General features: G+C 67.9%; 16 protein-coding genes. All 16 read left to right on the top strand.

The window, feature by feature from the left end:
• The first annotated feature begins 96 nt into the window (after positions 1–96).
• The 16 genes from tssH to icmH all read left to right on the top strand — a co-directional run bounded on the left by tssH (position 97) and on the right by icmH (position 20005).
• A complete protein-coding gene (gene tssH, locus ASG87_RS15990; RefSeq protein WP_056007485.1) occupies positions 97–2835 on the top strand; it encodes a type VI secretion system ATPase TssH in 2739 nt (912 codons plus the stop codon).
• Positions 2836–2895: 60 nt separating this feature from the next.
• The gene (locus ASG87_RS15985) at positions 2896–4041 is read left to right on the top strand and encodes a hypothetical protein (protein ID WP_056007482.1); all 1146 of its coding nucleotides are present in this window, start codon (positions 2896–2898) and stop codon (positions 4039–4041) included.
• A 122-nt stretch (positions 4042–4163) separates the two neighbouring features.
• A complete protein-coding gene (locus tag ASG87_RS15980; RefSeq protein ID WP_056007480.1) occupies positions 4164–5138 on the top strand; it encodes a hypothetical protein in 975 nt (324 codons plus the stop codon).
• Between the two features lie 91 nt (positions 5139–5229).
• Complete coding sequence (locus ASG87_RS20285) at positions 5230–6090, top strand: hypothetical protein (protein WP_157511131.1); 861 nt, start codon at positions 5230–5232, stop codon at positions 6088–6090.
• Positions 6091–6430: 340 nt separating this feature from the next.
• Entirely contained in the window at positions 6431–7426 is a 996-nt protein-coding gene (locus ASG87_RS15970; RefSeq protein ID WP_056007474.1) for a LirA/MavJ family T4SS effector, read from the top strand.
• A 94-nt stretch (positions 7427–7520) separates the two neighbouring features.
• Positions 7521–8411 carry an FYVE zinc finger domain-containing protein gene (locus ASG87_RS15965; RefSeq protein ID WP_082583037.1) on the top strand — a complete coding sequence of 297 codons (891 nt, stop codon included), beginning with the start codon at positions 7521–7523 and terminating at the stop codon, positions 8409–8411.
• An 88-nt stretch (positions 8412–8499) separates the two neighbouring features.
• A complete protein-coding gene (locus ASG87_RS20545; protein ID WP_162258383.1) occupies positions 8500–9438 on the top strand; it encodes a hypothetical protein in 939 nt (312 codons plus the stop codon).
• Positions 9439–9503: 65 nt separating this feature from the next.
• Positions 9504–10193: a CPBP family intramembrane glutamic endopeptidase gene (locus ASG87_RS20540; RefSeq protein ID WP_056007466.1), complete on the top strand. Its 690-nt coding sequence runs from the start codon at positions 9504–9506 to the stop codon at positions 10191–10193.
• 150 nt (positions 10194–10343) lie between these two features.
• Positions 10344–11123, top strand: coding sequence for a hypothetical protein (locus tag ASG87_RS15950; RefSeq protein WP_056007463.1), 780 nt, complete (start codon positions 10344–10346; stop codon positions 11121–11123).
• Between the two features lie 13 nt (positions 11124–11136).
• Positions 11137–11424, top strand: coding sequence for a PAAR domain-containing protein (locus ASG87_RS15945; protein WP_056007460.1), 288 nt, complete (start codon positions 11137–11139; stop codon positions 11422–11424).
• A 385-nt stretch (positions 11425–11809) separates the two neighbouring features.
• Positions 11810–13102, top strand: a complete 1293-nt coding sequence (locus tag ASG87_RS15940) for a tetratricopeptide repeat protein (protein ID WP_056007457.1) — start codon at positions 11810–11812, stop codon at positions 13100–13102.
• Positions 13103–13218: 116 nt separating this feature from the next.
• Entirely contained in the window at positions 13219–15252 is a 2034-nt protein-coding gene (gene tssI / locus ASG87_RS15935) for a type VI secretion system tip protein TssI/VgrG (protein WP_056007455.1), read from the top strand.
• A gap of 11 nt (positions 15253–15263) precedes the next feature.
• Complete coding sequence (locus ASG87_RS15930; protein ID WP_056007452.1) at positions 15264–15803, top strand: hypothetical protein; 540 nt, start codon at positions 15264–15266, stop codon at positions 15801–15803.
• Positions 15804–15915: 112 nt separating this feature from the next.
• On the top strand, positions 15916–17247 hold the full coding sequence (gene tagH / locus ASG87_RS15925; RefSeq protein WP_056007449.1) for a type VI secretion system-associated FHA domain protein TagH: 1332 nt from the start codon (positions 15916–15918) through the stop codon (positions 17245–17247).
• Between the two features lie 57 nt (positions 17248–17304).
• A complete protein-coding gene (gene tssK / locus ASG87_RS15920) occupies positions 17305–18642 on the top strand; it encodes a type VI secretion system baseplate subunit TssK (protein ID WP_056007447.1) in 1338 nt (445 codons plus the stop codon).
• Between the two features lie 4 nt (positions 18643–18646).
• A complete protein-coding gene (gene icmH, locus ASG87_RS15915; protein ID WP_056007444.1) occupies positions 18647–20005 on the top strand; it encodes a type IVB secretion system protein IcmH/DotU in 1359 nt (452 codons plus the stop codon).
• The last annotated feature ends 1 nt before the right edge of the window (position 20006 follow it).

Here is a 20006-nt window from a genome sequence, read left to right as displayed (position 1 = left end):
GCCGCCGCGCGCATCCGCGCGTGGGCGGCCGCGCCGGCTTTTCTTCCATCGATGCCGCCCGCGGGCGGCCGTCATCGTCATTCCAGGGGTAGGTTCATGGCAGAGATCAGTCGCAGCGCCTTGTTCGGCAAACTCAACAAGCTGGCCTACCGGGGCATCGAGAGCGCCACCGTGTTCTGCAAGCTGCGGGGCAACCCGTACGTGGAACTGGTGCACTGGGTCCACCAGATCCTGCAACTGCAGGACTCGGACCTGCACCGCATCGTCAAGCAGTTCAACCTCAACCCGTCCAACCTGGCGCGCGACGTCACCGACGCGCTGGACAAGCTGCCGCGCGGCTCCACTACCATCACCGACCTGTCCTCCAACGTGGAGGAAGCGGTGGAGCGCGGCTGGGTGTTCGCCACGCTGATGTTCGGCGAGGCGCAGGTGCGCACCGGCTACCTGATGGTCGGCGCGCTGCGCACGCGCCACCTGCGCAACGCGCTGGCCGGCATCTCGGCCGAGTTCGACAAGATCAAGCCCGAGACCCTGGTGGAGAAATTCGCCGAAGTCGTGTCCGGCTCGCCCGAGGACGGCCAGGCCGCCAGCGACGGCTTCAGGATGGGCGGCGGCGCCGCGCCGGGCGAGGCCAGCGGCGCGATGGGCCCGGCGCAGATGGGCAAGCAGGAGGCGCTCAGGCAGTTCACCGTCGACCTCACCGAGCAGGCGCGCAGCGGCAAGGTCGATCCGATCGTGGGCCGCGACGAGGAGATCCGCCAGGTGGTGGACATCCTGATGCGCCGCCGCCAGAACAACCCGATGCTGGTCGGCGAGGCCGGCGTGGGCAAGACCGCGGTGGTCGAGGGCTTCGCCCTGCGCATCGCCCAGGGCGACGTGCCGCCGCAGCTCAAGGACGTGGAGCTGCGCACGCTCGACGTCGGCCTGCTGCAGGCCGGCGCCAGCATGAAGGGCGAGTTCGAGAACCGGCTGCGCCAGGTGATCGAGGAAGTGCAGTCCTCGCCCCGGCCGATCATCCTGTTCATCGACGAGGCGCACACCCTGGTCGGCGCCGGCGGCGCGGCCGGCACCGGCGACGCGGCCAACCTGCTCAAGCCCGCGCTGGCGCGCGGCAACCTGCGCACCGTGGGCGCCACCACCTGGGCCGAGTACAAGAAGCACATCGAGAAGGACCCCGCGCTCACCCGCCGCTTCCAGACCGTGCAGGTGGACGAGCCGAGCGAGGAGAAGGGCATCCTGATGATGCGCGGCGTCGCCAGCGTGATGGAGAAGCACCATCGCGTGCAGGTGCTGGACGAGGCGCTGGAGGCGGCGGTGAAGCTGTCGCACCGCTACATCCCCGCGCGCCAGTTGCCGGACAAGGCGGTGAGCCTGCTCGACACCGCCTGCGCGCGCGTGGCGGTGAGCCAGCACGCCGTGCCGCCGGAAGTGGACGACACCCGCAAGCGCATCCAGGCGCTGGAGACCGAGCTGGCGATCATCGCCCGCGAGAAGAGCGTAGGCGTGGAAGTGGCCGAGCGGGAAGCCTCGGCCAGCGGGAAGCTCGCCGCGCAGCAGGCGCGGCTGGAAAAGCTCGAGGCCGACTGGCAGGCCGAGAAGGCCCTGGTCGAACAGATCCTCGCCCTGCGCGCCCGGTTGCGCGGCGATGCCGCGCCGGTGGAAGGCACCGGCAGCCGGCTGGAGGAAGCCGCCAACGCCGAGGCCGAAGCCGCGCCCGAAGCGCCCGCCGGCCTCGACGATGCCGCGCGTGCCGCCACGCTGGCCCAGCTCAAGGAGCTGCAGGCGCAGTTGGCCGAACGCCAGGGCGAGAACCCGCTGATCCTGCCCACCGTCGATTACGTGGCGGTGGGCTCGGTGGTGTCCGACTGGACCGGCATCCCGGTCGGCCGCATGGTCAAGAGCGAACTCGAGACCGTGATGAACCTGGCCGGCCTGATGGGCAAGCGCGTGATCGGCCAGGACCACGCGATGGAGATGATCGCCAAGCGCATCCAGACCAGTCGCGCCGGCCTGGACAACCCGAACAAGCCGATCGGCGTGTTCATGCTCGCCGGCACCTCCGGCGTGGGCAAGACCGAGACCGCGCTGGCGCTGGCCGAGGCGCTGTACGGCGGCGAGCAGAACGTCATCACCATCAACATGAGCGAGTTCCAGGAGGCGCACACCGTCTCCACGCTCAAGGGCGCGCCTCCGGGCTACGTCGGCTACGGCGAGGGCGGCGTGCTCACCGAGGCGGTGCGCCGCAAGCCGTACTCGGTGGTGCTGCTGGACGAGGTGGAGAAGGCGCACCCGGACGTGCACGAGATCTTCTTCCAGGTGTTCGACAAGGGCGTGATGGAAGACGGCGAAGGCCGCCAGATCGATTTCAAGAACACGCTGATCCTGCTCACCACCAACGCCGGCACCGACCTGATCGCCGGCCTGTGCAAGGACCCGGAGCTGATGCCCGAGCCCGAGGGCATCGCCAAGGCGCTGCGCGACCCGCTGCTGAAGGTGTTCCCGCCGGCGCTGCTGGGGCGCCTGGTGACGATCCCGTACTACCCGCTCAGCGAAGCGATGCTGGGCGAGATCGTGAAGTTGCAGTTGAACCGCATCAAGAAGCGCATCGAGGCCCGCTACAAGATCCCGTTCGAGTACGGCGAGGACGTGGTGAAGCTGGTGGTGAGCCGCTGCACCGAGAGCGAATCGGGCGGCCGCATGATCGACGCGATCCTGACCAACACCATGCTGCCGGACATCAGCCGCGAGTTCCTCAACCGGATGATCGAGGGCGTGCCGGTGACGGGGGTGCGGGTGGGCGCGGCGAGCGGGGATTTCTCGTACGCATTTGGTTGAGATTCCGGAACGAACGACCGGCCTCTCCGTGCGAAGGAGAGGCCGTTTCAGGGGCGAGGCATGCCGCAGAAACTCTACGATTTCTTTCAGACACCTTCGATACAGACGCCGACGGCCGGGGCGAATATCGCCGGCTTCATCGATGGCAAGAATTTCAAGTACTACGAGTCCAGCAGCGCCAAGCTGCCGGCCGTGGTCAACGCCTTGCAGGCCAAGGCGAAGTCCAACAAGGCGACGATCTATACCAATAGCCTGGAAGCCTTGTGGATCAAGCATTATCCATTGATCAAGGTCAAGCACATGGACACGCTCAAGTCCGCCGAGGGCGACGGAGCGGTCGAGGTAACCCCGGTCGTGCAGGTGACGAAGAAGTGGCCGCGGCGGCTGGGGGCAATGGCGTTGGCGGCACCGCTCACCGGCGGTGGGCTCTACGCCGCCGCGGCCGGACTGAGCAAGGATCTCGATCTTCCCGCCGGCAGCAGAGAGAAAGGGCTGGCGCGGGCCTTGCGGTATTACATGCTGGCCGCTTATTCGCTGGTGGATATCAGCAGTGAAGAGAGCTACGAGGGTCTGAAGAACTACGTCGGCGCTCTGCTGGTGAGCGACCAGGGCAAGATTCTCGCCGCAGGTATCAATACCGGGTCGTACCGCCATGCGGAGGTCAGCATGCTGCTCTCCTATTTCCGCGACAACCCGACGGCAACGGCCATTCCCGAAAGAAGCATCATTTTTTCCACCCTGACGCCGTGCAGGGGGTGCACTGGATATCTGTCGGCCGCCAGGTCGACCGATAGCGTGATCTATTTCGGCCAGGAAGACACCGGCAAGGACGGCAAGGTGGGGGCACGGATTTCCGCGCAGTTGAGTGCGAAAACCAAGGAGCCGCATGGGCAGAGCAGGGATGCCCTGCCGGGCAGTGTGGATGTCGACGATGTCGGCGGCGACGGTGTCGTATCGGGCGGAAGTATCAGCAGCATCCATAAGATCCAGGTGGACAAGGGGCTCGCCAGTTGCATGGGCGAAGGGTCCATCGCGACGCAGATCGGCAAGGCGCAGGAGTCGCGCGCGCTGATCCGTTCCAGCAGCGACGCGCTCATTCAGAAGATGTTGAAGAGCCGCCAGGGCGGGGACGACGAGCATGCCGTCAAGGAGGCGGTGCTGCGCTACATCGGGCAATGGCTGGGCACGTCGAAGTCGCTGGAGTGATGCGGGCGAGGCAATTTGCCTTTCGATGCGCAAGCGGGTTGGACGCAGGGACGGATTTGGCCTCGGGACCGGTTGCCGGATGGGTCGGCTCTTGATGGGTATTTGGAACAGCGGAGGGTGCTATGGGCGAACGGGATGGCGATTCGGAAAACGGCCTGGGGCTGTATGCCTTGGTCATCATGGGCCTGCTTCTGGCAATGGCCCTCATCATGATGATCGGGCGCCGTCCCGCCAGGCGTCGCGTCGCCTTCTCCACGGATATTCCGCCTTCGCTGGCGCGAAGCACTTTTTCCAGGCAAACCAGGAATGACGCGGAACGGACCTTCGTTACCCGCCAACACGGTGAGCTGGGCGTGCCCAATCCAAGTGCGGCCCAGGTCGATGCCGGGCAGGACGTGCTTCGGGACGAGGTCTTCGGCGCCAGGGAGTTTGCCGTGAGGCATGTGGTCGCCGACAGGTTCCTGCGCTGGGCGGTGGTGGAGGCGCTGCGGGCCCCCACACCGGATCTGGTCGTGGGGCTGCAGTCCTTGTTCGACGCCTTCGGCGTCGGGGCCCTGGCCAACCAGTGGCGGACGATCGGTCCGCGGCTCACGGGGCCAGGCTGGCAAGGCAGCCGCTGGTTCACTTCGCTGGGTCGCGCGGAGGTGAGGAGTCTGAGAACGAATCTGACGAACTGCCTGGGTAACCTGTTTCTGAGCGAAAGCCAAAGTAATCTGAGGGCCGGTACGCGACCCGACATAACGGAAGATGCGCTGGCGCTGATCGGTACACAGCAACTCTCGGGGATCTTGAATGCGCTGGTACCGACGCTCCAGCACATGGGGCTGGGGCCGAGGCTCGCCTTCATCCGCGGAAACCTGACGATCGATTACAACGGCGCGAGCGGAGAGTACCGGCACTACGGCTACGACCCGAGAAGGGTCCAGGACGCTTCGTCCAATCCCTTGGCGCTGCTCTCGTGGAGCAATGCCGGCACGGTGGCGGGGAATACGGATCTGGTCACCCTGATCCGCACCGCCTTTCAGGTGTACCCGGTGCGGACCGTGTCACTCATCTTGTTGTTGCTTTATGTGCTTTCCAGCCGTTTGGGTGGCTGATCTTCCGGAAGATGCCGGGAGGTAGGGGCAGGCTTGTTTTCCTGTCGGTGTCGGATATCTGGATTCGCTCCTCTTTTTATGGAGGCATGTCATGGCGGGTAGAAAGAGAAAAAGGATTGACGACGAGGATGTCTATTGCGTTTACCGGCGCCAGGCAGGCCGGTCGGTGTATGTGCGCGATCGTCATGGACGCTACAACTGTTTCTCCATAAACAACGGTCGGGCAGTCATATTGCCGACGGGGATAACCACGCTTGCGCCCATCTATGGTCGCGTGAATTTCGCCAACAATGTCCGCTTTACGGCGCACACCCGCTCGCAATGGGCGCTGGGAGGGGCGTATGACAATGCCGTCCAGTATCTGAGCAGCGGCTGGGTGGATCTGCCGACGTGCAGGGATGCTTCAAGGCGGCAGACCAATCAGGGAATGAATGGGGCCATGGTTGCGCTCACCGGAGTCGCGCGATCGGCAACTGCCTACGTCAACTGGGCGCAGTTGAATGGAAGCGTCATAAATCCCGCAGGAAACTGGGAGTGGTGCCATCTCATCGCCCATTCCATGGGCGGGGCCGATGGGCCCGGGAATATCGTTGCCGCCATGCGAGGCAATAACTCCGAACAGCTTGCGATAGAAAGCGCCTTGCAGATGTTCCGGCGAGAAGATGCATTCCAGATGAAGGTGTCCGTTGGATTGCTGGACGCGGGCAATGGCCGTCATGTCGGAAATGTCATCCGCTACAAGGTGAGGTGCATACATGGCGGCGACTACTATGTGAGATATCTGGATTGCCTGAACGCGCCCAACCCTTCGGAAATTCATTACTACGGCGTCATGGAGGGACTCGTGCTTTGGGCGAACAAAAAGCTGCTTGCGATCTCCCGCTTTTTCAATCCGGTCAGAGGGGCCGAGCGCAATGCCGTGATCGATTACATGCGAGCCCATGGGCATTGACATCGGGGCTGGAGAAAACATCGGAAAAGCTCCGAAGGGTGGCGTGATTTCTGCCGAAGGCCGACCTTGACCGCTACAGACCGATTGCCGCACGCGCAATGCCGCCGCTGTGGCGATGGTCCGCCGTCGATAGTGGGGCGATCGTGGAACCAGGTTCACCCTCCGGGCCATCGGTGCCGGCGATGTTCCCGATCCGCTAGCTGCGCCTGATTTCGTTTGAGCCTATGGCCGGGGCGCTCGTTTCCGGGCTTCTGCAAACAGGTCGCTACACAACAACCCGCGATGCGTTACATCGGCCGAGGCCGGTCCCCCGACCGGAGGCGGCCATCCAGGAGAAACCATGGCCAATACAGTGTTCCCCAATGTCGCCGCCGCCGAGAAGAGCCTGCGCGACAACGGGTTCTCGCCGCACGACAAGACCGGCCTCGACGAGGGGCGGATCGCCGCCGACCTGCGGCTCGCGGCGGAGATCGGCGCATTCCTCTGCAACAACCAGCAGTTCGAGACGCAGCTACGGATCGTCTCCGAGAGCATGTGGAAGCACTACGTGAAGCTCCATGTCGACGAGCGGAACAAGTTCACCCGTGTGATTTCGCTGGTCGCCGAGCCTTTCGGCTTCCGCGTGTCCACGCGCCTTGCGCCGGACCCCAACCGCGGCGTCGCCATCCAGATCAAGCTGATCGCCGGCGATCCCGAGCTGGGCTACATGCTGCGCAACAAGCTGTTCTGGAAGGACTCGATGCACAACCGGCATGGCGAGTACACGCATGCCCTGCAATGGCTGGCGATCGCCAACAAGTTCGGGCGCCCGGCTGCGAACCTCTATGCGCAGGCGGGCAATTACCGCGCGACCTCGCTCGAGCGCAAGACGGTGTTCCTGTGGCAATGGCTGGCCGATTGCTTTCCCTCGGACATGCGTGCCGATGCCGCCGGCACCGTGCTGAAGAACCGGGAGACGCTCGAATCGCAGAGCTACCGCTCGCCCCAGGTCATCACCGACTATCTGGTGCGGAACATGAAGGGGCCGCTGAAGGGGCACTTCGTTTCCGGCTTCCTGTGCATGCGCTACGACAAGCGCGGATGGCTGCTGGCCGATACGAAGGACAAGGAAGGCAACAAGCTCAAGCTTAAAAAGCTCGGCGGCGACTCGAAGGGGCATGCCGAGGGCAAGAAGGCCGACGGGCAGTGGAGCAACAGCACGCGCCCCACGGAAACCGGCAGGGCGCGCTGGGTGCGCGACGCGGCGCATGACGTGGCGGCAGTGGTGGCGCACGCCCACAAGACCTACGAGAAAACCTTCCACGACATCAAGGGCAATCTCTACGAAGGGAACTGATCGCCGGTCGACCCCATCCATGGGCCATGCGCGCTGCCGGCGCGGTCCGCCACATCCCGGGCAAGGCTGCATTTTGTTCGCAAGGAGCTGAACAATGGCTACATTGAGTCCGTTGGCGATACAGGTGATCCAGAACCAGGTCGGGGCTCTTTCCATCCCCGGCGAATGGGGGCGGCTCGCGTGCTGGAACTGGGCGTTGACCGGGTGCCACCACAACGCCGTGTGGCCGAGCTACATGTTCGGTTACGTCACCAGTGGCCAGGCGGTGAACGACGTGCTGGCCCACCATGGCCGGGGATGGTTCCGGACCCAGGCCAACATCGCCCGGCTGGACCAGGCGCAGGAGGCCTGGCTGGACACCGTGACGGCCACTCCGGATGCGGCGCGCACCACCGCGGTCGACACGGTGATGCGGCTGGCGATCGAGGCCAACGGCCTCACGCTCTCGGCCGCCAACGGCACGACGGTGACGCCGTACCGCTTCTACGTGGAATACAAGACGCGGCTGGATGGCGGGATCGTGGGCGATGTCAGGCCGTCGTTCCACCATATGTGGATCGATGTGCACGGCCGCGCGATCGAGCTGTTCCCGGGCATGTCGAACATCCAGATCTACCAGGGGCACCAGCCCATCGACATGGCGATATTCAACCTGTGGAGCTGCTACCTGACGGGGCTGCACCAGCGCCACGTGGACCGGATCGTCAGCGTGCTCAGGGCCACGCGCGCCAACTGGACCCTGGCGCCGGCGGTGCCCGCGGCTCGGCAGCCATGGGTGGCCGACGACACGCGGGCCCACTGCGTGTTCTGCGGCGCGGCCTTTGGCGCGTTCCGGCGGCGCCACCACTGCCGGCGCTGCGGGGAGATCTTCTGCGATACCTGCTCCAACTTCACCCGCGACGTGGCCAACCCGGCAACCCGACCCGGCGCGCAGGCCGTGGCCCAGGAGAACGGCGCACGCGTCTGCGTCCGCTGCAGCCGCTGATCCGTGGCGAAGGAAGCCGGCGGCCGCAGGCCGCTTGGGGTGCCGGCTCCTTCGCGGGGTTTTCCGCCGCAGAAAAGGGGAGAAAGCCATGCAATGCACATCGCCTGGATGCAACAAGTTCTGGAACGTCCAATTGGGCAGCGCAGGGCTGCCTGCTTGCGCCAGCGGCGATTGCCCGCTCCGGCTATGGGCGTCGTACATGGGCGGCGAGCCGAGCCGGCAGGTGCATGCCGAGCCGCTCGACATGGGGTCGTCGCAACTGGGCGCCTACGAGAGCAAGCGTTCGATCCACCATCATCCGGTCGGGAAGCATCTGTGCGGCGTCGTTTCCATTTCGAACGTCGGCAACTCGATATCGGCGATCCACGAGGATATCGGGACCATCAACGACTACGTCCTCGGCACGAAGGGCGCCAAGACGACGGTGCGCTGGCCCGGCGGCGAGAAGGCGCTGACGACCGGCCAGACCCAGGGCCAGATGCACTCCGAAATGGAGGCCGTCAAATTCATGCTCGACCAGGGACACTGGATCATGGTCAACGGGGAGATATTCACGAAGGCCGGCGGGCGGGTGGCGCCGACGGATTTCGTGACGGGGGAAATGCACTGCGGCTGGTGCACCCTGTTCCTGCAACTGCTCGGCCTGCCGCTGGGAAGCCCGTCGGACGGAAACTTCAAGCTGGCCATCAACCTGCTTTATCCGCTGCCGGCGCAGGTGAGGAATTCGCCGCACGTGATGTTCAAGCTGGTTTTCGGCGGCGAGGACGACAGCGTGAAATCGAACCGCATCCTCAATCTCAAGCTCGTCTTCGACAAGTTCATGACCATTCCCTGCACCCATTGGTACATCAAGGATTTCAGCGGGATGTGCATAGCGTCGGATACCTCGTCCGCCCGCTTCGTCGATCCGTCCGGCCTGGGCGCCGACGCATGCATCTTCACCTGGGACCATCTGTTCGGTTCGGCCGAGCTGTTGGACAGCATCTGGAAGCACATCTACGACGGCATCTACAAGAAGTTTTCCTGATTGCCGCGCGCGGCAGGGGCGATGGCCGCCGGGCCGCGCGGACGGCAGGACGAGGAGGTAAGCACATGTTCCCCGAAGGGATAGGGCTGCTGTTCCACAACTGCGTCGATACGCTCTGCTACTACGCCAGCCGAACCAGGACGCTGCTGGTGAACAACGCGGGCGTCATCACGACGATCGCGCTGGGCCGGTATTTCTTTCCGCAGGCGTCGGCGGCCGCGTTCGGCGGGGTCATCGCGTCGCGCGGCGCGGCCTGGATCGCGCGCGAGGTGGACGCGCGCTACCACGTCCATATCGCCGACATCCACGACTGGCTCCTTGACCAGTTGCCGCGCTCGGTGACGGCCTACCATCCGGGCGTGGTCCGGACCCTGGCCGCGCCGTCGCGTGCCATGTCGGCGTATGCGGGCAGGCCCGGGCGGAGCTTCCATTTCATCAACGACAACTTCGTGTCCGAGCTGTGCGCGCCGATCTACGAGGAACTGGTCTACCGCTATGCCGGCCAGGAACTGCTGGCGCGGATGCTGATGGCCGTCGGCGTTCCGAGCTTCGTGTCCGTCGGCATTGCGGCGTCGATAGCCGACACCCTGTTCGCCGCTTCGCACAACCCGGACCCGCGCGACGGCCACTTCCGGGACACGGTGATCTCCGGGGCGGTGTTCGGGGCGATGATGCATTACCACGGCCTGCCCGCCGCCATGCTGGCGCACTCGTACCACAACGCCACGATCCGCTTTCAGGAAGAATTGCTGTGAATGCGCCGCCGTGGCCGGCTGCCTCCGGGGCGTGCCCATTTGACCGGATTGCTTTCCGTTTCGCGCACTACCTGTAAGAGGAAGGGCGTGTTGCCGCTTCCGCGGGAGCGCGGCCGCCGGTCCGTCCCGGTCCGGAGTCCGGGAGGTTCCATGGGTCACGTGGCAGTCGCGATCAAGGATGCGATGGTGTTCTATTCGCACTATTCGAAGATCGGGCAGGTCAATCAGTACGGCAACGTTTCCAACAACCACGACCTGAATGCCCTGGTCATCAGCAACGCGCAGTCCTTCCAGGTCTACGCGACCAATGCGGTGCAACTGTCGTCGGACAATTTCATCCGCTTCAAGAACGGCGGCAAGCGGCTGCCCAGCAGCGCCATGGTGCCCAAGGGTGTGGGCAAGAAGGCGAAGTCACGCGACCGGCTGGACCGCACCAAGGACCTAGTCCGCGAGGGTGACGTCGGTCCGTACAGCACGGGCCATGGCTCGTTGAAGCCGAACGTAGCCAGCGCGACGCTGGAGCGGGACCATCTCAGCTCGGACGGGGCGCTGAAGTACCGTGCGAACGTACTCAACACAGGCCCGTTTTCCGGCATGGGCTACAGCGACGGCCAGATCAAGGCGCGCGGCATCGCCATGGCGATCGAGCATGACATCCATGTCACGGGCTACAGCCATGGCTCGAAACAGAAGAAAACCGATACGCCCAACGGCATGACGCGATTGCAGTACGTGGCGCAGTTCCCTTCCGAGGGCCTCTACCTCGAAATCGACGAGGAACTGGCCGCGTACAACGGGGCGGGCCTGCTGACCTACGAACTGGTGGGCAGCTATCGCTACCTCTATCGCATGAGCGTGAAGAACAACCACGTGGCGGCCACCGACGATCTGGACAGCCTGATCGAAGCCTACCTGCGGGTCGCCGCATAACCGGAGCATCGCCATGCAGCCTGCCGCCCGCCTCACCGACATGCACGCCTGCCCGATGGTCACCGGCGTGGTTCCGCACGTCGGCGGCCCGATTTCCGCGCCGGGCAAGCCCAACGTGCTGATCGGCGGCCTGCCGGCCGCGCGGATGGGCGACATGGCGGTATGCGTGGGCCCGCCGGATTCCATCGTGGCGGGTTCGCCGAAGGTGCTGATCGGCGGCCAGCCCGCCGCGCGGATGGGCGACAGCACGGCGCACGGCGGGGTGATCGTGCTGGGCTGCTTCACGGTGCTGATCGGCTAGGCGCCCGCAGCCGGGCGGATGGGGCGTTCCCCCGGCCGGAGGCCGGAAGATCGGGCCCAAGGGCCGAGCCGGCCCGCCCACTCCTGGCACGGCCCGGCGCCACGCCGCGCGCTTCGGCTGAAGCCGGAAGCGGCCGAAAGCAGCCAGCCAGCGCGGCAGACAGCGCACGGCGGCCGCCGTGACCAGATCCCGCGCAATTTTACGCACTAAGCAATGAGCCCACGTCAGGCGGCTTCGCCGGTGCCCGGAACGGGTGCCGGCCCGGGCGCCAAGGCATTGATCGAGCGAGGAAACCAGCGTGAACCGGGATGCAGCAAGAAGCGTCGCGCGCAAGCCGGCCACGCGCGCGGCGGTGCCGGACCGGCGGTCGGTATTGCGCCAGGCGATGCAGGCGCACCAGGCCGGCGACCTGGACCGGGCCGAGCGACTGTACCGGGACGTGCTGGAAAGCTACGTGGCGCAGCCGGACGCGCTGCACTACCTGGGCGTGCTGGAGCACCAGCGCGGCCGCAGCGAGGAGGGCGCGGAGCTGATCCGCACGGCGCTGCGGATCACCCCGCGGCACCCGGACGCGCACAACAACCTGGGCAATATCCACAAGGAATGCGGGCGGCTGGCCGAGGCCGAGGCGTGCTACCGGCGCGCGCTGGAGCACGGCCCCGCGCACTGCAACGCGCAGAGCAACCTGGCGGTGGTGCTGGAGGCGCAGGAGCGCCCCGAGGAAGCCTTCCAGGCCTATACGAAGCTGCTGCAACTGGCGCCGCGGTTCGCCCACGGGCATTACCTGCTGGGCCTGTTCCTGCGCAACTACGCGCAGGGCGTGGAGCACATCGAGCAGTCCGCCGAATGCTTCCGCGAGGCGCACCGCCTCGATCCCGGCAACGTGCGCGCGCTGGAAGGGCTGGGCGTGTCGCTGTACACGCTCGGCCGGCATGCCGAGGCGGCGCGGGTCTACCGCGACTGGCTGGCGAGCGAGCCGGACAACCCGGTGCCGCGCCACATGCTGGCGGCCTGCGGCGGCGCCGAGGCGCCGCCGCGCGCGGACGACGCCTATGTGCGCGAGGTGTTCGACGGCTTCGCCGACAGCTTCGACGAACAACTGCTGCACAACCTCGGCTACCGCGCGCCGCAGGTGCTGGTCGATGCGCTGGCCCGGCGCCTGCCGGCGCCGTCCGGCGCGCTCGACGTGCTCGACGCCGGCTGCGGCACCGGGCTGTGCGCGCCGCTGATCCGCCCGCACGCGCGCCATCTCGCCGGCGTGGACCTGTCCGGCGGCATGGTCGACAAGGCGCACCTGCGCGGCGGCTACGACGAGCTGGCGGTGGCCGAGCTGACCGCCTGGCTGCAGGCGCATCCGGGCAGCTACGACCTGGTGCTGTCGGCCGACACGCTGGTCTATTTCGGCGAACTGGGCCCGGTGCTGGGCGCCGCGCACGAGGCGCTGCGGCCCGGCGGCCAGGTGGCCTTCACGCTGGAGGCGCTAGAGACGGAAGACGACCGCAGCGAACTGTCGTCGAGCGGGCGCTACCGGCATACGCGACGGTACGTCGAGCGCGTGCTGGGCGAGGCCGGCTTCGGCGGCGTCGAGATCGCGGCCGACACGCTGCGCCGGGAAGCCGGGCGCGAAGTCGTCGGCTGGGTGGTGCTGGCACGGCGCGGGGAGGCCGGGATGAGCTGAGCGGTGGCTTCCGTTCGGCCCTGCATACGCCGGCAGGGCATCCGGCGCCACGGCGCCGGGCAGGCCATGGCGATACGCCCGATCGGCGCAGCACCCACTCTCCGGAGACGCGACAGATGGCCCATGCGATCACCCTATCCTCCAACCTCGGCGATGCGCTGCTGTTCGCGCGCATGGTCGCCACCGAGCGCCTCGGGCGGCTGTTCTCCTACGAACTGGAGCTGCTGAGCGAGAACGCGCAGGTGGACCTGCGCAAGCTGCTCGGCACGCCGATGACGGTGCGGCTGAAGACCGAGGACGGCTACGAGCGCCACTTCAACGGCATCGTCTGCGAGGCCGCGCAGACCGGTTTCGAGACCATCCAGGACGTGCGCTACGCGGCCTACCGCGTGCGGCTGGTGCCCAAGCCGTGGCTGCTGTCGCGCAAGGTGGACTGCCGCATCTACGCCGAGATGAGCGTGCCGGAGATCGTGCGCACGGTGCTCGGCGAGATCGGCTACGCCGACCTCAAGCTCAGCCTCAGCGGCAACTACCCGAAGCGCGAGTACTGCGTGCAGTACCGCGAGGACTACCTCAACTTCATCAGCCGGCTGATGGAGCAGGAAGGCATCTACTACTTCTTCACGCATACCGCGAGCACGCACACCATGGTGCTCGCCGACGCGCTGGGCGCGCATGCCGCCGCGCGCGGCTTCGAGAAGATCCCGTACTGCCCGCCGACCGAGCGCGGCAAGCGCAACGCGGCCTCGATCGCCGGCTGGAGCGCGGCGCGCACGGTGCACCCGGTGAAGTACCAGCTGACCGACTACGACCCGCTGAACCCGAAGACCTCGCTGCTGGCGACCGAGTCGGTCGACAACGGCGCCGACTACCACGGCATCTCCGGGCTGGACGTGTTCGACTACCCGGGCCGGCATGCCCTCGCCGACGATGGCCGGCGCTACGCGCAGGTGCGGATGGAGGCGGCCAACGTGCCGCACCAGCAATTCGCCGCCGACACCGACGCGTGCGGCATGGCTGCCGGCGCGCTGTTCACGCTGCAGGATTTCCCGCTGTCCGAGGCCAACCGCGAATACCTGGTGACCGGCACCCGGATCGAGCTGGAGGAAGTCGGCTACGTCTCCGGCGGCAGCGGCGGCGAGCCGTTCGCCTGCCGCTTCGAGGCGATCCGCAGCAGCCAGCCGTTCCGCAGCCCGCACGAGGCGGCCGCGCCGCGGATCGTCGGCCTGCAGACGGCGATCGTCACCGGCAGCGACACCGACGAGGACATCGCCGTCGACAAGTACGGCCGGGTGCAGGTGACGTTCCACTGGAACAAGCCGGACAAGGCCAAGGCGCGCAGTTCCTGCCCGGTGCGGGTGGCCTCGCCGTGGGCGGGCAAGAACTGGGGCGCGGTGAGCATCCCGCGGGTGGGCCAGGAGGTGGTGGTGAGCTTCCTCGAAGGCGACCCGGACCGCCCGCTGATCATCGGCAGCGTCTACAACGCCGACAACCTGCCGCCGTACAGCCTGCCCGACAACAAGACGCAGAGCGGCATCAAGAGCCGCAGCCTCAACGGCGCGGCCGCCGACGCCAACGAGCTGCGCTTCGAGGACAAGAAGGGCAGCGAGGAGCTGTTCCTGCACGCGCAGAAGGACATGCGCGAGGAAGTGGAGAACGACCACTTCGTGCAGATCGACCACGACGAGACGGTCACCGTGAAGAACGACCAGAGCGTGAAGGTCGAGCACGACCAGAAGCTGGACGTCACCCACGACCGCACCCATACCGTCGGCAACGAGGACAAGCTCGACGTCACCGCCAACGGCACCACCAGCATCGGGCAGAAGTTCAAGCTCAGCGCCGGCACCGAGATCGAACTGGTCACCGGCGCGTCGAGCATCGTGATGAAGAGCTCCGGCGAGATCCAGATCAAGGGCGTCAACATCACCATCGCCGGCAACGCCACGGTGAAGATGGAAGGCCAGGCCGAGGTCGGCATCAAGGCCGGCGCGACGATGGACATCGGCGCGGGCGCCAGCCTCAAGGTGCATTCGGACGCGATGCTGGAGGTGGCCGGCAGCGCGATGACCACGGTCAAGGGGGCCATGCTGACGCTCAAGGGCGACGCGATGGCGCAGGTGTCCGGCGGCATGATCATGATCGGCTAGGGGAGAGACGCATGTCGGCCATCATCCAGGCGGCGGTGCAGATGGAGCTGTCCGAGCCGGCGGGCGCCCGCCTGCGGCCGGACATGACCGCGCAGGCGGCGGTGCAGGCGCTGGTCGAGGCGGGGCAGGTGCAGGACGCGCTGAAGCTGCTGGCGCGCCTGCTGCCCAAGCGCTACGCGGTGGCCTGGCTGTGCCAGTGCGCGCGCGACCAGCCGCTGAGCCGCGAGGACCGGGCCGGCGCGGCGCTGGCCGAGGCGTGGGTGCGCGAGCCGAACGAGAGCAACCGCCGCGCCGCCTACGAGTTCGCCAACGCCGGTGCCTACCGCTCGCTCGGCGCCTGGCTGGCCGCCGCCGCCGGCTGGTCCGGCGGCAGCCTGGCGCCGGCCGCGCAGGAGACCCCGGTGCCGCCGGCCGAGCACCTGACGGCGCGCGCCACGGTGGCGGCGGCCAACCTGATGGCCGCCCTGGTCACCGAGCAGTTCGAGGCGCGCCGCGCCGCCTTCGTCGCGCGGGCGATGGACCTGCTCGGCTCCGCCGGGGTGGCGGGCTGATGGCCGCGCGCGGCCGCCCGGCGGGCAGCGTTGCGCGGCGCCTGCGCGCGCGGGCCTGCCCGTTCCGTTCCATGCGCCGCAACGCGGCGCCCCGTGTCGAGGAAACCTGAGCGTGTCGACCCCACAGACCCTGATTCTCGCCGTGCTCGGCCCGCAGGCCGCGCAGTTCGGCAGCCGCAGCGAGCGGGCCTTCGAAGGCCGCGACGGCAGCATCGGCCGCTCCGAGGATTGCGACTGGGTGCTGAGCGCCGCCGGCGTGTCGCGCGTGCACGCCATGATCCGCTTTCTCAACGGCATCTATTTCATCGAGGACCGCAGCACCAACGGCATGCTGCACAACGGCGCGCCGCTGGCGAAGGGCGAGCCGTCGGTGCTGAAGGACGGCGACCGCCTGCAGATCGATACGTTCGAGGTGGCGGTGCGCCTGCGCTCCGCCGCGGCGCCCGCGCCGGCCATCGCGCCTGCACCGGCGCCGTCGGCGATGGGCGGCGATCCGCTGGATTTCGGCCTGCCCGACCTGGCGCCGCGCGGCGGCGCGCCGTTCGACGACGGGCTGGTTCACGGCGGTTTGATCCGCGACGGACTGGCCCACGACGGATCGAACCCCGACGGATTGATCTCCGACGCCAGGCTGCGCCCTGCCGGCGGCGAGCTGGACCCGCTGAGTTTCCTCGACGCGCCGTTCGCGCCGGCCGAGGCGCTGGCGGCCGCGCCGGCACCGAGCTGGAACCACAGCGCCGCCAGCGCGGACCACTTCCGCCCGCCGATGACGGCCGAGCGCCGCCAGGCGCAGGCGCTGCCGGAGAACTGGGACCTGACCATGGGCGACTTCGCGCCGAAGGCGCCGCCCGCGAAGGCTCCGGCCCCGGTGCCCGTCGCGGCCCCGGCCCCGGCTCAAGCGGAAGCGCCCGCCCGCGGCCACCTGCCGCCGGAGCTGGACCAGATCTTCCGCATCGTGGTCGACGGCGTGATGGACGTGCTGCGCGCGCGCGCCGAGATCAAGAACACGTTCCGGCTGCCGGTGACGATCATCCAGCGCTCGGAGAACAACCCGCTGAAGTTCGCCGCGACCACCGACGAGGCGGTGCAGAAGATCATGGCGCCGCCGAATGCCGCGTTCCTGTCCGGCACGGCCGCCTTCGACGACGCCTTCGACGACATCCGCTGCCACCAGATGGCGATGCTCGCCGGCGTGCGCGCGGCGTTCGAGTCGCTGCTGGCGCACTTCAACCCGGACCGCTTCGAGCACGAGGCGGACGGCGCGAAGCGCTCGGCCTTCGCCGGCAAGGGGCGCTACTGGGAGAAGTACCGCGAGAACTTCGACGGCCTGGCGAGGAACCCGGACGAGTGCTTCCGGCGCCTGTTCGGCGACGAGTTCGCGCGCGCCTACGAGGAACAGCTGGCGCGCCTGAAATCGGCCCGGCGGGCGCAGTCGCTGCGCTAGGCGCGGCGGGGAAGCGACGGCACCGGACATGGCAACCAAGACGGGCGGATGCAACGCATGACGCAGAACAACAAGGTGGTATGGAACGAGGGTCTGTTCCTGCAGCCCCATCATATGCAGCAGCAGGAGCGCTACCTGGAGCGCTACGTGGACGTGCGCGCCGGCGCGCTGCGGCCGTACACGTGGGGCTTCACCGAGCTGGAACTGGAGCCGGACCTGCTGGCGATCGGCAAGCTGGGCATCCGCCGGGCGCAGGGCGTGTTCCCCGACGGCACGCCGTTCTCGATGCCGGGCGACGACCCGCTGCCGCCGGCGCTGGACGTGGACGTCAACTGGCGCGACCAGACCGTGTTCCTGACCCTGCCGCTGCGCTCGCCGACCCAGCCGGACAGCGGCCGGCCCGAGTCCCCGGCGGAGAAGCTGTTCCGCTTCCGCGTGCGCGAAACCGAGGTGCGCGACGCCTCCGGCAGCATGGAGGGAACCGCCCTGCTGGAAGTCGGCGGCATGAGCAGCCGGCTGCTGCCGCAGTCGCAGCCGCTCGAAGGGCTGACCCAGATCCCGCTGGCGCGCATCGTCGAGTGCCGCTCCGACCGCCGCGTCACGCTCGACGAAGCGTTCATGCCCACGGCGCAGAGCTGCCAGGCGGTGCCGCGCCTGGCCACCTTCCTGGTCGAGCTGCTGGGGCTGCTGCACCAGCGCGGCGAGGCGCTGGCGAACCGGGTGGCGCTGACCGACCGTGGCGGCGCCGCCGAGATCGCCGACTTCCTGCTGCTGCAGGCGGTGAACCGCTACCAGCCGCTGGTGGCGCACCTGGCCGAGGCGCCGCTGCTGCATCCGGAAGACCTCTACCGCACGCTGGCGGCGATGGCCGGCGAGCTGGCCACCTTCACCGCCGCGGGCAAGCGGCCGCCTGCGTTCCCGCCGTACCGCCACGAGGCGCTGCGCGAGAGTTTCGAGCCGGTGCTGCTGGCGCTGCGCAACAGCCTCAGCGCGGTGATGGAGCAGACCGCCACGCCGATCCCGCTGCAGCAGCGCAAGTACGGCGTGTGGGTGGCGGTGGTGCCCGATCTGTCGCTGCTGGACAGCGCCGCCTTCGTGCTGGCGGCCAAGGCCGACCTGAAGTCGGAGGACCTGCGCCGGCAACTGCCCGCGCAGTCGAAGATCGGCCCGGTGGAGAAGATCCGCGACCTGGTGAACCTGCAACTGCCCGGCATCGCGGTGGCGCCGATGCCGGTGGCGCCGCGGCAGATTCCCTACAACGCGGGCTACCTCTACTTCGAGTTCGACAAGCACTCGGCGATGTGGCGCGAACTGAAGACGTCCGGCGGCATCGCCTTCCATTTCGGCAGCGAGTTCGCGGGGCTCGACCTGCAACTGTGGGCCATCAGGGGTTGATCGCATGAACAACGCAAGAGGTCCGGGCGAGGACGATCCGCTGCGCGACGCCACCGTGGTGCGGCCGCGCGCGTCCGCCGCCGGGGCGGCGCCGCCCGCGCCGGTCCCGCCGCCGGCGGCGCCGGCTCCGGCGCGCAGCCCGATACCGGCGCCGGTGCCGGCATCGACGGCGGAAATCACCGACTTCCTGGGCAGCGGCGTGAACCCGCTGGCGCAGGCGTCCAGCGCGCTGCTGCTGCTGGCGGTGCAGTTGCGCCACAGCGTGTCGCCGCCCGACGCGGCGCACCTGCGCGAGCAGGTGGTCTCGCAGGTGCGCAAGTTCGAGAGCCAGGCGCACGAGGCCAACGTCCCGGCGCAGACGATCACCGCCGCCCGCTACGTGCTGTGCACGATGCTCGACGAAGCGGTGCTCAACGCGCCGTGGGGCGAGCAGAGCGGCTGGGCGCAGAAGACGCTGCTGGTGATGTTCCACGGCGAGGCCTACGGCGGCGCGAAGTTCTTCCAGATACTCGAGCGGCTGTGCGCCGACTTCCCGCGCCACATCGACCTGATCGAGCTGATGTACATCTGCCTCGCGCTGGGCTTCGGCGGGCGCTACCAGATCGAGGCGGGCGGCCGCGCCAGGCTGGCCGACATCCAGGAAGACCTGTACCGGCGGATCAAGGCGCTGCGGGCGCCGGCGGCGCAGGAGCTGGCGCCGCACTGGCGCGGCATCGAGGACCGGCGCAACCCGCTGGTGCGCTACGTACCGCTGTGGGTCGTCGCGGCGGCGGCGGCCTGCGTGCTGCTGGGCACCTTCCTGTACTTCTACACGCGGCTCAACGAGCTGTCCGCGCCGGCCAGCGCGCAGATCGCGCGGATCGGCCTGGAGAGCGCCACGCCGCCGGACGCCGCGCGGCTCAACCAGGCGCGGCCGCAGCCGGCACGCAAGAGCCTCAAGCAACTGCTCGCGCCGGAGGAGCGGGCCGGCCAGCTCAGCGTGGAGGAGAAGCCCGACGGGCAGGCCACGGTGCGGCTCGGCGCCACGTCGATGTTCGCCTCCGGCGGGGTCGACGTGGACCCGGCGCAACTGCCGCTGCTGCGCAAGGTCGCCGAGGCGCTCAACCAGGTGCCGGGGCGGGTGATCGTGGTCGGGCATACCGACGACCAGCCGATCCGCTCGCTGCGCTTCAAGGACAACTTCGAGCTATCGGCGGCGCGCGCGCGCGCGGTCATGCAACTGCTCGGGCAGGGGCTGGACGACGCCGGACGGCTCGAATCCAGCGGCGCCGGCGCATCGCAGCCGATCGCCCTGCCGGCCGACCTTCCGGCCAACCGCACGCGCAACCGGCGCGTGGAAATCATGTACATCCCGGAGGGTTGAG

Source organism: Frateuria sp. Soil773, assembly GCF_001428405.1.
In the GTDB taxonomy this organism is placed as follows: Bacteria; Pseudomonadota; Gammaproteobacteria; order Xanthomonadales; family Rhodanobacteraceae; genus LMSL01.
The sequence above is the reverse complement of the archived record's forward strand: the minus strand, read 5'-3'. Positions and strand labels throughout refer to the sequence as shown.